The organism is Streptomyces sp. NPDC047880, from assembly GCF_040706515.1.
GTDB lineage: Bacteria > Actinomycetota > Actinomycetes > Streptomycetales > Streptomycetaceae > Streptomyces.
This window is the reverse complement of sequence record NZ_JBEZOK010000016.1, coordinates 89,062-102,209: the sequence shown is the minus strand read 5'-3', so window position 1 is coordinate 102,209 and position 13,148 is coordinate 89,062. Positions and strand designations below refer to the sequence as shown.

Below are 13,148 nucleotides of genomic sequence, written 5' to 3'. Positions count from 1 at the left end.
CGTGAACAGGGTCAGCGGGTCTTCGACAGGGCCGCCCGCAGCCGGGGCGTCAGCGGCTTCTCCACATACTTGTGCAGGAGCCACGCCAGCAGCAGCATTGACGCCACCGTCAGCGCGAAGGTCACCCCCGACGCCAGCCCCAGACCGCGGTGCAGGGCCTGGATCACCACCCAGCCGAGATGCTCGTGGACCAGGTAGAAGGGGTACGTCAGCGCGCCCGCGACCGTCAGCCACCGCCAGTTCACCCGGCCCAGCAGGCCCAGCGCGATCGCGGCGACCGCCACGAAGCCGAACGTGACGACGGCGATGATCCCGAACGACGAGCGGTAGGAGAAGGCCTCCGGGTCCGGGGCGTGCCACAGCGACTGCACCGCGTAGTGCTGGCCGATGAGCCAGCTCACGGCCACGATGCCCCAGCCGTGGACGTCCCGCCGGTCGCGGTGCACGAGATAGAGGCCGACACCGCCGATGAAGAAGGGCGCGTACTCGGGCATCAGCACGATGTCGAGCAGCGGCATGTCCGCGTTCTGAGCGATCACCGCCGCCAGCATCCAGCCCGCGCAGAACATGATCACCCGGCGCCGGTTCGCCCCGGGCAGCACCACGCACAGGGCGAACAGGGCGTAGAAGCGGACCTCCGCCCACAGGGTCCAGCACACGCCGAGCACCCGGTCGACGCCCAGTGGCATCTGCAGCATCGTCAGGTTCACCAGCGCGTCGCTCGGCGACACGGCCTTGTAGGCGACCACCGGCAGCGCGAAGACGGCGGTCACCAGCAGGACGGCCGTCCAGTAGGCGGGCAGCAGCCGGGAGGCGCGGGAGGCGAAGAACGACTTCAGGGGGCGGCCCCAGCCGCTCATGCAGATCACGAACCCGCTGATCACGAAGAACACCTGGACACCGAGGCAGCCGTAGGCGAACAGCGAGTGCAGGGTGGGGAACTGGTCCCGGGGCGAGGTGCCCCACGCCTGGGCGACCTCACCGCCGCGCCCGCCGTAGTGGTACAGCGCCACCATCAGCGCCGCCACCAGCCGCAGTCCGTCCAGTGCGCGCAGCCGCCCGGCGAAGTCCCTGGCGCGCCGTGGGACGGTCGTGGAGCCCGGTGGTTCGACCAGCACGGCGACGCCGGGCTGGGGCTTGCGGGTGCTGACGACCGTCTCGGTCACGCTGGAAACCTCTGTGTGGCTCGTATGTCCTTTGCCTGAGCCGCCTGCGGGCGGGCGCCTGTCACCCTAGGACGAGAGTTGACGCAATCACGTTCGACGGTGACAGGCTTCGCCTGCAGGTCCCCATGGGTTCATCTGGAAGTCGCCGGGCGGCGCGGACCGCCGGACGGACCGGCTCAGCGGCCTACCGCCTTGCGCAAGGCCCGGGCCCGCCGGACCACCCGGCGTGCCGTTGAGTTGCGCGGCAGGAACGCCAGCCGCTGCGGAATGCCCCCGGGCAGCCCGAGCGCGGTGAGGCGGCGCTTCTTGAAGTAGCGCCGGGTGCGCGGCCCGAGGTGCCGGGCGAGGAACTGCTCGGCCTGCGGGCGCAGGTCCGGGTAGATCTGCGGCTGCATGGTGAATCCGAGCGCCGTGACGAGAGCGGACAGCCGTGCGGCCGGCAGCACGTCACCGTCCTCGCCGCTCTCCAGGCCGGGCAGCAGCGCGTCCGCCAGCGCGGTCGGGACCCGGTTGCTGTTCTGGTACGGCGTCAGCCGCTCCAGCAGCAGCTCCGTACCGATGCGCGCGACCGGCAGGTCGTAGAACGCCGAGGCGGTGAACAGCGCGGTCGAGAAGCAGCCGACGACCAGCGCCGGCCGGGCCCGGTCGAACAGCACCTCGGCGAGCACGGGCGTGTCCAGCACCGTGAGGTCCACGCCGAGCTTCCCGGCCTCCGTCTCCAGGGCCCGGCTGTAGCGGGCCGGGGCGGTGGGATGGGGCTTGAAGACGACCGTGCGGTGGCCGCGGGCGACGGCGCCCCGCATCATCCGCACGTGCAGGTCCTCTTCCTCCTCGGGGGAGAGGATGTTCAGCGCCGAGAGGTACTGGCCGAGCAGCAACGCCGAGTCGCCGGGCAGGCCGGGCAGTTCGGGCACCGTCTCGGTGACCTCGCCGAGCACCTTCAGGAACGCGGGCGTGGGCACCAGGTGCGCCGGCACGCCGAACTCGGTGAGCAGCATCGGCGTGAGCCCCGGCACCAGGTCCAGGTGCAGCAGCCGCCGCACACGGGTGCCCACCAGCGGGTCGAGCTTGTTGCGCGTGGGGCCGTAGCTCATCAAACCGTCGGCGTAGACGTCGACCGGCGCGTCGGTGAACAACTGGGCCACCGTCAGGGCGGGCGCCACCTGGATGGACTCCAGGACCAGGCTCACCCGGTCGTCGCCGAGACCCCACAGCAGCCGCAGATAGCGCTCGAAGAGCGGGATGTCGTCGGAGCGCGGCGTCCATGCCCCCGGGTGGAAGGGGCGGATGGCCTCGTTCCAGGACAGCACCTCGTCGAAGTGCTCCCGCAGCGGCGCGAACCCCGGCATCTCGTCGAGGGCCGGAGTGGTCTCCGGCGTCGCGGAGTTGTTGAACACCAGCAGCACCCGGCGGTCCGGCTCCTCGAAGAGGCCGGAGTCGATCGCGGCGGCCAGGGTGGCGACGCCGTACAGCGTCGAGGCGCAGAAGATCTGAGTGGTCCCGGGCATCAGGCGGCCGCTCCCGTCGTGGTCACCCGGCGCCGCAGCCGCCGCAGCTTGGACGAGCGGTCCATGTCCATGGCCTCCAGTGCGTCGGCGAGTGCGTCCTGCGGCATGCGCCTGATGGCCGCCGCGCTCATCGACCGCAGCTGCCTGGCCACGGCCGGTTCGAACCTGTCCTCGTTGGACAGGTGGTGGGCGATGATCGCGCAGTAGGTGCGCACCGCCTTGGGCAGCAGCCGGTCGGCGTCGCGGTCCGCGGCCGTCTCCTCGATCACCTGGTCGAAGGCGCGGATGAAGTCGAGCTGCCGGACATCGCCGATCTGCGTCAGGGACGAGGCCACCCCGCGCCGGTAGAACACGCCCAGCAGGCTCACCACGGCGAACGACTCCGCCTCGCGGTGCAGCTTCCAGATCCACGGCCGGTCCTCCGCCGTGCGCAGCCCGTGGGTGAAGTGGAGCACGCCCTTGTCGACGAGGCGGCGGTGGTACGCGCCGGCCCAGGCGTAGGCGTAGTCCACGGAGGTCGAACGGTGGGCGGGCAGGATCGCCTCCCGCGGGTCGAAGGCCTCCCAGCGCCGACCGACCGGGACCCGGTGCACGGAACGGGCGCGCGCGGTGGCCTGGACATGGTCGGTGCGCACGAAATCGCACCCCAAGTCATCCATCGCGGACACCAGTTCGGCGAGATAGCCGGGGGCCAGCCAGTCGTCGCCGTCCAGGAACGTCAGGTACTCGCCCTGCGCCGCGTCCAGGCCGGTGTTGCGCGCGGTGGCGAGCCCACCGTTCTGCTCGTGGCGGATGTACCGCACCTGGGCGACATCCGAAAGCTCCTCGGCCGCTCGTTCGAGAATGGCCGGAGTTTCGTCCTTCGAATGGTCGTCGACCAGGATGAACTCGAAATCGCGGTCGGCGTTCAACCGAAGGCTTCTGAGGGTGTCCGGGGCATATTGCTGCACGTTGTAGAACGGCACGATCACGGAAAGCTTAGGCACCCGCAAAACGTTAGGAGGCTGCCCGGCAGCGGAACTTTACGATGAAGGTACACCGGGTGAACTCGATGTGTCAGAACGGTGCACCCCGTGTACTTCCCGCTTTCCAGCAGGCCAGTTCGGCTCTCAGTGGGCTGTTGTTAACTTTTCGTTGAATCGCGGTTCCGCCATACCTAGGATTCGCTTCCTAGCGTCATCGACGTGCCAGTAAGTACACCGAAGCGCTCGCGAATCGCCGTCCTCGCGGACTCCGACACCCGCTGGAAATGGGGTGCGCTGACCGCGGACCGCATCGCCCCGGAACCGTCCATGGAAGCCGCTCCGCGCGAAGCCGCGCAAGCCGGCCCCCTCCTCGACGGCTTCCTGCTGCGCGGCCGGGCCACACCCACGCCGCGCCAGCTCAGGGAAGTGGGCGTGCGCGCCGACTCGCTGCGCGAGGTCACCGCCGTGGAGTTCCTGGGCGCCATGGCCGAGGGGGCCTACGACGTCGTGGTCCTCTCCCTGGTGGGCGGCGGGGTGCAGGCGATGCTGCACGGACTGGCACGCGTCTGGGAGCACCGCACGCAGCGGCCCGTCGTCGTCACCGGCTATGTCGGAGTCGTCTACGAGAAGCTCGCCGACGGCCTGCTGCTGCGGCACGGCGCGGACCTGGTCCTCGCCAACTCCCGCCAGGACGCGGACCGTTTCCGGGCCGTCTATGAGGGCGTGGGAGCCGACGCCTCCGCGGTGACGGAGGTCGCCCTGCCGTTCCTGGGCGGCGCGCCGTACGAAGGCCAACACGACCCGTGCACGGTCGTCTTCGCCGCCCAGCCCTCCGTCCCGGACAGCCGCAAGGACCGTGCGTACCTGCTGAACCGGCTGGTCCAGCACGCCCGCAGGCACCCCGAGCGCGAGGTGCTGCTGAAGCTGCGCTCCAAGCCGGGCGAACACACCACCCACATCGAGGAGTTGCCGTACCAGAAGCTGGTGCAGCGCCTCGATCCGCCCGCCAACTTCAGCCTGGTGTACGGGAACATGGGCGAGGTCCTCGACCGGACCGACCTGCTGGTGACCGTCAGCTCCACCGCCGCCCTGGAGTCGCTGCACCGCCGCATCCCGACCGTCGTGCTGACCGACCTCGGCATCCGGGAGTCGCTCGGCAACCACCACTTCGCCGGCTCCGGCTGCCTCGCCTCCTGGGACCAGCTCGACGCCGGGCACCGGCCCGTGCCCGACGAGGAGTGGGTCTCCCGGCAGGGCGTCGCGGCGGACGGTTCGTACGACTCCGCCTTCGACGCGGCACGCAAGCGCATCGCCGAGCTGCTCGGCCGGCCCGGCGGCCTGCCCCCGCTGACCCCGTACTACACCCCCGTCACCGCGCCCGGCTACCTGCCCGGGATCCTCGCCCGCCACCACCTCGGCCCGGACGGCACCCCGCTGCCCGGCGCGCCCGCCGCCGACAAGGACCCCGGACCGGTCCGCCAGATCGTGCGCCGGGCAGCGCGCGGCGCCTACCGGCACGGCGTGCAGCGCGTGGCGCCCGTCATCCGGCGGATGGGGGAGCTGTGAGCCGCCCCGAGACCCCTGCCCAAGGAGTAGACCCCATGTCCCACCCGGAAACGGGCAAAGGCGCCTCTGTGCGCCGCGTGCTCGCGGTGATCCCCGCGCGCGGCGGCTCCAAGGGCGTGCCCGCGAAGAACCTCCTGCCCGTCGGCGGAGTCCCGCTGGTGGCGCGGGCGGTGCGCGAGTGCCGTGCCACGCGGCTCGTGACGGACGTCGTCGTCTCCACCGACGACCAGGCCATCGCGGCCGCCGCCCGTGAGGCAGGCGCCGAGGTCGTGCTGCGCCCCGCCGCCATCGCCGGTGACACCGCCACCTCCGAGGCCGCCGTCCTGCACGCCATGGACGCCCACGAGGCCCTGCACGGGGCGCCGGTGGACGTCGTCCTGCTCGTGCAGTGCACCAGCCCGTTCATCGTCCGCGAGGACATCGACGGGGCGGCGGGCGCGATCGCCGAGAACGGCGCCGACACCGCGGTGACCGTGGCGCCCTTCCACGGATTCGTCTGGCGGGACGCGGACGAGATCGCGGCGGGCTCCGTCGCGGAGACCGACGCCGCCGCCGGCGGCGGCTACGGCGTCAACCACGACAAGTCCTTCCGGCCCCGCCGCCAGGACCGCCCCCAGGACCTGCTGGAGACCGGCGCCGCCTACGCCATGGAGGCGACCGGCTTCCGCAAGCACCAGCACCGGTTCTTCGGCCGCACCGAACTGGTCCGCACCGACCCCGCGCGCGTGCTGGAGATCGACGACCCGCACGACCTCGCCCGCGCCCGGGCTCTCGCGCCGCTCTTCGACGCGGACCGCCCCGGCGCCCTCCCGACCGCCGACGACATCGACGCGGTCGTCCTCGACTTCGACGGCACCCAGACCGACGACCGGGTGCTGGTCGACTCCGACGGACGGGAGTTCGTCTCCGTGCACCGCGGGGACGGACTCGGCATCGCGGCGCTGCGCAGAAGCGGCCTGAAGATGCTGATCCTGTCCACGGAACAGAACCCCGTGGTCGCCGCCCGGGCCCGGAAGCTCAAGCTCTCGGTGCTGCACGGCATCGACCGCAAGGACCTCGCCCTCAAGCAGTGGTGCGAGGAGCAGGGCATCGCGCCGGAGCGCGTGCTCTACGTCGGCAACGACGTCAATGACCTCCCGTGCTTCGCCCTCGTGGGCTGGCCCGTGGCGGTCGCGAGCGCCCACGACGTCGTGCGCGGCGCCGCACGCGCGGTCACCACCGTCCCCGGCGGTGACGGCGCGATCCGGGAGATCGCCAGCTGGATCCTCGGCCCCTCTCTCGATTCCCTCACCAAGTAAGGAACGCAACGCCATGAGCAACAACTCCCGCATCCGCACCTTCGGTACCCGCGAGGCCGGCCCCGGCCGCCCCGTCTACGTCACCGGCGAGATCGGCATCAACCACAACGGCGACATCGAGAACGCCTTCAAGCTCATCGACGCCGCCGCCGAAGCCGGCTGCGACGCGGTCAAGTTCCAGAAGCGCACCCCTGAGATCTGCACCCCGCGCGACCAGTGGGACATCGAGCGCGACACCCCCTGGGGCCGGATGACGTACATCGACTACCGCCACCGCGTGGAGTTCGGCGAGGAGGAGTACGGCCAGATCGACGCCTACTGCAAGAAGAAGGGCATCGACTGGTTCGCCTCCCCGTGGGACACCGAGGCCGTCGCCTTCCTGGAGAAGTTCGACGTCCCCGCCCACAAGGTGGCCTCCGCCTCCCTCACCGACGACGAGCTGCTGCGCGCCCTGCGCGCCACCGGCCGCACGATCATCCTCTCCACCGGCATGTCGACGCCGAAGCAGATCCGCCACGCGGTCGAGGTCCTGGGCAGCGAGAACATCCTGCTCTGCCACGCCACCTCGACGTACCCGGCGAAGGCCGAGGAGCTCAACCTCCGCGTCATCAACACCCTCCAGGCCGAGTACCCCAACGTCCCGATCGGCTACTCCGGCCACGAGACCGGCCTGCAGACCACCCTCGCCGCGGTCGCCCTCGGCGCCACCTTCGTCGAGCGCCACATCACCCTCGACCGCGCCATGTGGGGCTCGGACCAGGCCGCCTCCGTCGAGCCGCAGGGCCTGTCCCGCCTCGTCCGCGACATCCGCACCATCGAGGCCTCCCTGGGCGACGGCGTCAAGAAGGTCTACGAGTCCGAGCTCGGCCCGATGAAGAAGCTGCGCCGCGTCGCCGGCGTGGTCGCCGAGGCGGAGATCGCCACGGCCGCGGGCGAGCCGGTCGGCGTCTGAACGCACCACTCCCACAACCCCCCTTACGACGGGACGGTCGTACGTCGATGAGCCCCCGCGCCGGGAACACCGGCCCCCACACTCTCGCCTTCGTCGAGAGCCCGGTACAGCTGCTGAACGTGCTGGAGTGGGCGCACGCGCATGCGCCCGGCGTGGGGCTCACCCTCGTGGTGCTGTCCCCCGTCGACCCGATGACGCGCGGCCAGCTGCGGCGGATGTCCGACCTGGCCCGCGACGAGGGGCACGAGGTCCGCTGGGAGGAGGCCAGGGGCGGCCCGCTGGCGCCCTTCCAGACCATCGGCGGCCTGACCTCCCTGCTTCGCAGGGCTCACCGCGTCGTGCTGGGGGATCCCTTCTCCCGCTACGTCCAGCTGCTGCTGACGATCACCCGCGCCCGTGACCTGGTCGTCGTCGACGACGGCACGGCGACGATGGAGTTCGTCGGGCAGCTGGCCCGCGGTGAACGGCTGGTGCGCTGGCACCGCAAGGGCGGCCGCCCCGGCCCGCGGGACGTGCTCTTCGCGCCGGTGTCCGCCTCGGCCCGCCGCCGGCTGACCCCCGGCGACCGCCGCCGCATCGAGATCTTCTCCTCCATGCCCATGGAGGAGACCCCGGCGGGCGTCACGGTGAGCGCCAACGTCTTCGCCTGGACCCGGGCCCGCTTCGGCCCGCCCCGGATCACCAAGGGCGCCGACATGGTCGGCACGTCCCTGGTGGAGACCGGCGTGGTGGACGACGGCCGCTACCTGGAGGCCGTCCACGCCCTGGCCGCGGCGCACGGCGCCACCCGCTACTTCGCCCACCGCCGCGAGAGCACCGACAAGCTCCACCGCCTCGCGGTCGAGACGGGCCTGGAGATCGTCCGCCCCGAACTCCCCCTCGAACTGATCGCCCGCCGCGGTCCCATCGGCCGGACGATCCTCAGCTTCCCCTCCACGGTCGTCCACACCCTCCCGCTCGCCCTGTCCGGCACGGAGGTACGCGTGGCCGTCTGCGACATCGACCCCGCCTGGCTGGCCGAGAACGCCTCCCCGCGCGCCCAGGGCTTCCTGTCCGGGGTCACCGGAACGGCCCGGGACGTCCACCGGCTGTCGCCGGCGGACCCGGCGATCGCCCCGAAACCGCCGAACCCGTCCGCCCGGGCGCCCTTCACCGCGACGCAGCCGTCCGCCGACCCGCCTGCCCCGGCTCCTTTCACCGCGGCGCAGCCGTCCGCCGACCCGCCTGCCCCGGCTCCTTTCACCGCGGCGCAGCCGTCCGCCGACCCGCCTGCCCCGGCTCCTTTCGCTGGGACGCGGCCGTCCGCCGACCTGCCTGCCCCGGCTCCTTTCGCTGGGACGCGGCCGTCCGCCGACCTGCCTGCCCCGGCTCCTTTCGCTGGGACGCGGCCGTCCGCCGACCCGCCCGCCTCGGCTCCTTTCGCTGGGACGCAGCCGTCCGCCGACCCGCCTGCCTCGGCCCCTTTCACCGCGACGCAGCCGTCCGCCCGGGCGCCCTTCAGCGCCACGTGGTCTTCGGCCGGCCCTTCCGCCCAGGCGCCCTGCACCGCCACACCGCCGTCCGCCGGCCTGGTCGGCCCGGCGGCGTCGTGACGCGTTCCGCTCATTCCTCCCGCGGCACCGGTCCGGGCCTGCGCGCCAGCAGGAACGCGCGGGGCAGTTCCTCCCCGCACTCCGGCTCGCGCAGCACGCGGGCGCGCAGGTCGAGGCCGGCCTTCGCGAGGTGCCCGATGACGGTGTCCGGGGTGCGCCAGTAGTAGTCGAGCGCGATCTCCTGCCCGAAGCGCTCGGTCAGGTGCCGGTGCCCGTCTTGTGCCCCGGACTGGAAACCGAGCAGCACCGGCGCCCCCGGCAGCAGGACGCGGTGGAACTCGGCGAACACGGACGGCAGGTGATCGTCCGGCACGTGGATGATCGAGTAGAGCGCGACGATGCCGCCGAGCGTCTCGTCCGGCAGGTCCAGGGCCGTCATCGACCCGACGTGGAATCGGAGCCCCGGGTGCGCCTTGCGGGCCAGGGCCACCATGCGGGGCGAGGCGTCGACCCCGAACACCGGCAGCCCCGCGTCGCGCAGCCGTGCCGTCACGTGTCCCGGTCCGCTGCCGAGATCCGCGACCGGCGGATGCCCGGGCACCCCCGGCGCCCCGGCCAGCTCCACGAAGGCCGACAGCAGCGCCCGCTCCAGCGGTCTCCCGGCCAGGCTGTCCGGGTGCTCGGCGGCATAGGCCTCGGCGATGGCGTCGTACGAGGCTCGCGTGGACTCCAGGAATTCGGGTGCGCGCACGGGGCGCACACTAGTGGTGGCGGACGTCCGGCAGATGAACACACCCGTGTTCGCCGCGCAGGGCGTGGTATCCGTGGAGAGGATGGATGGATACCGGAGTCCCGACGTCGATGTGATCGAAGTCACACTCCGGGGAGTGGATGGCCCGGCTGCCCCCCAAAAGGCTGGCGAGCATACCCATCTCACTTGATAGCTATGCGTCAGGCGGTCATATTTTCTTCCCCTATCGGGTTGAACTTTTGTTGATCCAGGGTCAGCCGACCGCCCCGGCGCCCTACCCTTCAGAGGGTGAAGCCACTGATGTCACTGGAGTCCGAGGTCGATCTTCCCGCCGGAGCTGTCCTTCCCGGTGCACTGCCCGACGCCCTGCGGGCCGAGCTGATCGCGTTCCGGCGCGACCTCCACATGCACCCGGAGCTCGGCAATCAGGAGTTCCGCACGACCGCCGCGATCAAGGAGCGGCTCGAGCGGGCCGGCCTCAAGCCGCGCGTCCTCGCCGTGGGGACCGGACTCGTCTGTGACATCGGTGTGGAGGGCGAGCAGTGGGACGGCGGTCCCAGCATGCTCGCCCTGCGGGCCGACATCGACGGCTTGCCCATCCCGGACACCAAGACGGAGTGCCCGTACCGCTCGACCGTGCCCGACCGCGCGCACGCCTGCGGTCACGACGTGCACACCACCGTCGTCCTCGGCGCCGGACTCGTCCTCGCCGAGCTCCACCGCCAGGGCGCGCTGCCCCGCCCCGTCCGGCTGATCTTCCAGCCCGCCGAGGAGGTGCTGCCCGGCGGTGCCGCCGACGCCATCAAGTGCGGGGCGCTGGAGGGCGTCGGCGCGATCATCGCCGTGCACTGCGACCCCCGGGTGGACGCCGGCAAGATCGGGCTCCGTGAGGGCCCCATCACCTCCGCCTGCGACCGGCTGGAGATCGGCCTCGACGGCCCGGGCGGCCACACCGCCCGCCCCCACCTCACGACCGACCTGGTCACCGCCGCCGCCCGCGTCGTCACCGACGTACCGGCGCTGGTCAGCCGGCGCTTCGACAGCCGCAGCGGGCTCGCCATCACCTGGGGGCGCGTCGAGTCGGGCCACGCGCCGAACGTGATCCCGCAGCACGCCGAGCTCTCCGGCACCGTGCGCTGCCTCGACCTCGAGGCGTGGCGGCAGGCGCCCGACGTGGTGGTCGCGGCCATCGACGAGATCGCCAACCTGCACCGAGCCAAGTCGGAGATCAACTATGTGCGCGGCGTCCCGCCCGTGGTCAACGAGCCCGGCGTCACCGAGCTGCTGCGCGAGGCGATGATCGCCCGGCGTGGCGTCGAGTCCGTCGAGGGCACCGAGCAGAGCCTCGGCGGCGAGGACTTCTCCTGGTACCTGGAGCAGGTCCCCGGCGCGATGGCCCGCCTGGGCGTCCGCACCCCTGGCGAACGCCAGATCCGCGACCTCCACCAGGGCGACTTCGACGTGGACGAGGCGGCCATCACGGTAGGAGTGGAACTCTTCACGGCAGCGGCCCTGGTCAACGGCCTCCGCTGAGCGTCCCTTCCGCGGCGCGGGGAACCGCGCGACAAGCCACGACGCCGCCGCACGGGCACGCGGGGGCGCGGTGAACTGCGCAAATCCCGCGACGGCGCCGCACGGGCACGCGGGAGCGCGGGGACGCGGGGAGCTGTGCGAATCCCGCGACGGTGCCGCACGGGCACGCGGGGGCGCGGGGACGCGGGGAGCTGTGCGAATCCCGCGACGGTGCCGCGCGGGCACGCGGGAGCGCGGGGGCGTGGGGAGCTGTGCGAATCCCGCGACGGTGCCGCACGGGCACGCCGGGGCGCGGGGAACCGCGCGCCCAGCCGCGACGCCGCCGTACAAAGACGAGACCCCAGCCGCCACCCCGTGCACCCCGGCGCAGCCTCCGGTTGCGAGCGGCGCAGCCGCACGGCAGCCTGGTGCGCGGTACGAGGTAGGCACGCGCCGTGTTCCCGACTACACCTTTCGACCCCGTTCGCTCCCGTGGTTCACAAGGGCGTAACCGGCCATCGGCACGAATGGATAACGGCCCTGCGGCGAACCGTTCCCAGGAGTGTCTACGCGCGTTAATGTGCGCCGAACCGAGCACCCATCGCGGGGCTTTGGAGAATGGGGAACTTCAGATGCGTCGGATTTCCAAACTGACCCGTGTCGCGGTGGGGGTCGCGTCGCTCGGGCTCGTCGCCACGGCCTGCGGCGGCACCAGCAGTGACAGCGGCGACAGCGACAGCAACGACAAGGGCCTCGCCATCGCGTACGACGTCGGTGGCAAGGGCGACCAGTCCTTCAACGACGCCGCGTACGCCGGCCTGACGAAGGCCAAGGACGAGTTCGGCTACAAGACGGCCGACATCGAGCCCACCGAGGGCGAGACGGACGCCGACAAGGAGCAGCGCCTGGCGTCGCTGGCCAAGCAGGGCTACAACCCGGTCATCGGCGTCGGGTTCGCCTACGGCCCCGCGATGAAGGCCGTTGCCGCCAAGTACCCGAAGACCACCTTCGGCATCGTGGACTCGGTCGTCGAGGGCAAGAACGTCGCCTCCCTCGTGTTCGCCGAGGAGCAGGCCTCGTACCTCGCCGGTGTCGCCGCCGCCAAGGCCACGAAGACCGACGTCGTCGGCTTCGTCGGCGGTGTCGACGTGCCGCTGATCCACAAGTTCGAAGCCGGCTACAAGCAGGGCGTGCAGGACACCAACCCCAAGGTGAAGGTCCTGTCCCAGTACCTGACGCAGACGGCCGAGGAGGGCGGCTTCTCCAGCCCCGACAAGGGCAAGGCCGCCGCGGAGGGCCAGATCGAGAAGAAGGCCGACGTGCTCTACGCGGCCGCCGGTCTGTCCGGTCAGGGCGTCATCGAGGCCGCCGCCAAGGCGAAGGTCTGGGCGATCGGCGTCGACTCCGACCAGTACAAGCAGGCCGCCCTGGCGCCGTACAAGAACTACATCCTCACCTCCGCGCTCAAGGACGTCGGCGGCGCGGTCTACACCCTGTCCAAGTCGGTCCACGACGACAAGCCGCTGACGGGCACCCAGACGTTCGACCTGAAGGTCAACGGCGTGGGCCTGTCCGAGTCCAACCCGGAGTACGCGAAGGTCGCGGGTCTCGAGGACGCGGTGAACAAGGCCAAGCAGGAGATCATCGACGGCAAGATCAAGGTCAACACCGAGTGATCCGAGCGGTCTGACCGGCCGGAGCGGGCGGACACCCCCTGGGGTGTCCGCCCGCTCCGCGTTTCCCGGCCCCCTCCGGGAACCGGATCACCCAGCGCCACACCCCGTTTGCGGTCGGCAACGACCCGGCCAAGGACCGGTGATGGCTTGGCCACGGGCGCATAACAAGGTGGACAGAAGGGGTTTTCAGGCAGGTCTACGCGCGTTAATCTGCGGCGAAGC

The 13,148-nt window shown here is 71.6% G+C and carries 9 protein-coding genes and 1 pseudogene; 6 read left to right on the top strand and 4 right to left on the bottom strand.

Annotated elements, in window-relative coordinates:
- Window positions 1-11: 11 nt before the first annotated feature.
- The 3 genes from AB0937_RS23630 to AB0937_RS23620 all read right to left on the bottom strand — a co-directional run bounded on the left by AB0937_RS23630 (window position 12) and on the right by AB0937_RS23620 (window position 3,660).
- The gene (locus AB0937_RS23630) at window positions 12-1,118 is read right to left on the bottom strand and encodes an acyltransferase (protein WP_366714248.1); all 1,107 of its coding nucleotides are present in this window, start codon (window positions 1,116-1,118) and stop codon (window positions 12-14) included.
- 224 nt (window positions 1,119-1,342) lie between these two features.
- On the bottom strand, window positions 1,343-2,674 hold the full coding sequence (locus AB0937_RS23625) for an alpha-2,8-polysialyltransferase family protein (protein WP_366714171.1): 1,332 nt from the start codon (window positions 2,672-2,674) through the stop codon (window positions 1,343-1,345).
- Complete coding sequence (locus AB0937_RS23620) at window positions 2,674-3,660, bottom strand: glycosyltransferase family 2 protein (protein ID WP_366714170.1); 987 nt, start codon at window positions 3,658-3,660, stop codon at window positions 2,674-2,676. The genes AB0937_RS23625 and AB0937_RS23620 overlap by 1 nt, the downstream gene beginning before the upstream one ends.
- Before the next feature lie 198 nt (window positions 3,661-3,858).
- Between AB0937_RS23620 and AB0937_RS23615 the strand changes: the two genes are divergently transcribed.
- The 4 genes and pseudogenes from AB0937_RS23615 to AB0937_RS23600 form a co-directional block, all read left to right on the top strand.
- Window positions 3,859-5,205, top strand: a complete 1,347-nt coding sequence (locus AB0937_RS23615; RefSeq protein WP_366714169.1) for a DUF6716 putative glycosyltransferase — start codon at window positions 3,859-3,861, stop codon at window positions 5,203-5,205.
- Window positions 5,206-5,240: 35 nt separating this feature from the next.
- Window positions 5,241-6,503 carry an N-acylneuraminate cytidylyltransferase gene (locus AB0937_RS23610; protein WP_366714168.1) on the top strand — a complete coding sequence of 421 codons (1,263 nt, stop codon included), beginning with the start codon at window positions 5,241-5,243 and terminating at the stop codon, window positions 6,501-6,503.
- A 13-nt stretch (window positions 6,504-6,516) separates the two neighbouring features.
- Window positions 6,517-7,455, top strand: coding sequence for an N-acetylneuraminate synthase family protein (locus tag AB0937_RS23605; RefSeq protein ID WP_366714167.1), 939 nt, complete (start codon window positions 6,517-6,519; stop codon window positions 7,453-7,455).
- Window positions 7,456-7,502: 47 nt separating this feature from the next.
- Window positions 7,503-8,549, top strand: a pseudogene (locus tag AB0937_RS23600) (hypothetical protein); the annotation flags it as partial.
- Between the two features lie 508 nt (window positions 8,550-9,057).
- Here the strand turns inward: AB0937_RS23600 and AB0937_RS23595 are convergent.
- On the bottom strand, window positions 9,058-9,738 hold the full coding sequence (locus tag AB0937_RS23595; RefSeq protein WP_366714166.1) for a class I SAM-dependent methyltransferase: 681 nt from the start codon (window positions 9,736-9,738) through the stop codon (window positions 9,058-9,060).
- 300 nt (window positions 9,739-10,038) lie between these two features.
- Here AB0937_RS23595 and AB0937_RS23590 point away from each other — a divergent pair, with 300 nt between their 5' ends.
- Both AB0937_RS23590 and AB0937_RS23585 read left to right on the top strand, forming a co-directional pair.
- Window positions 10,039-11,271: a M20 family metallopeptidase gene (locus AB0937_RS23590; protein ID WP_366714247.1), complete on the top strand. Its 1,233-nt coding sequence runs from the start codon at window positions 10,039-10,041 to the stop codon at window positions 11,269-11,271.
- Window positions 11,272-11,882: 611 nt separating this feature from the next.
- Window positions 11,883-12,926, top strand: a complete 1,044-nt coding sequence (locus AB0937_RS23585; RefSeq protein ID WP_366714165.1) for a BMP family ABC transporter substrate-binding protein — start codon at window positions 11,883-11,885, stop codon at window positions 12,924-12,926.
- Window positions 12,927-13,148 lie beyond the last annotated feature (222 nt).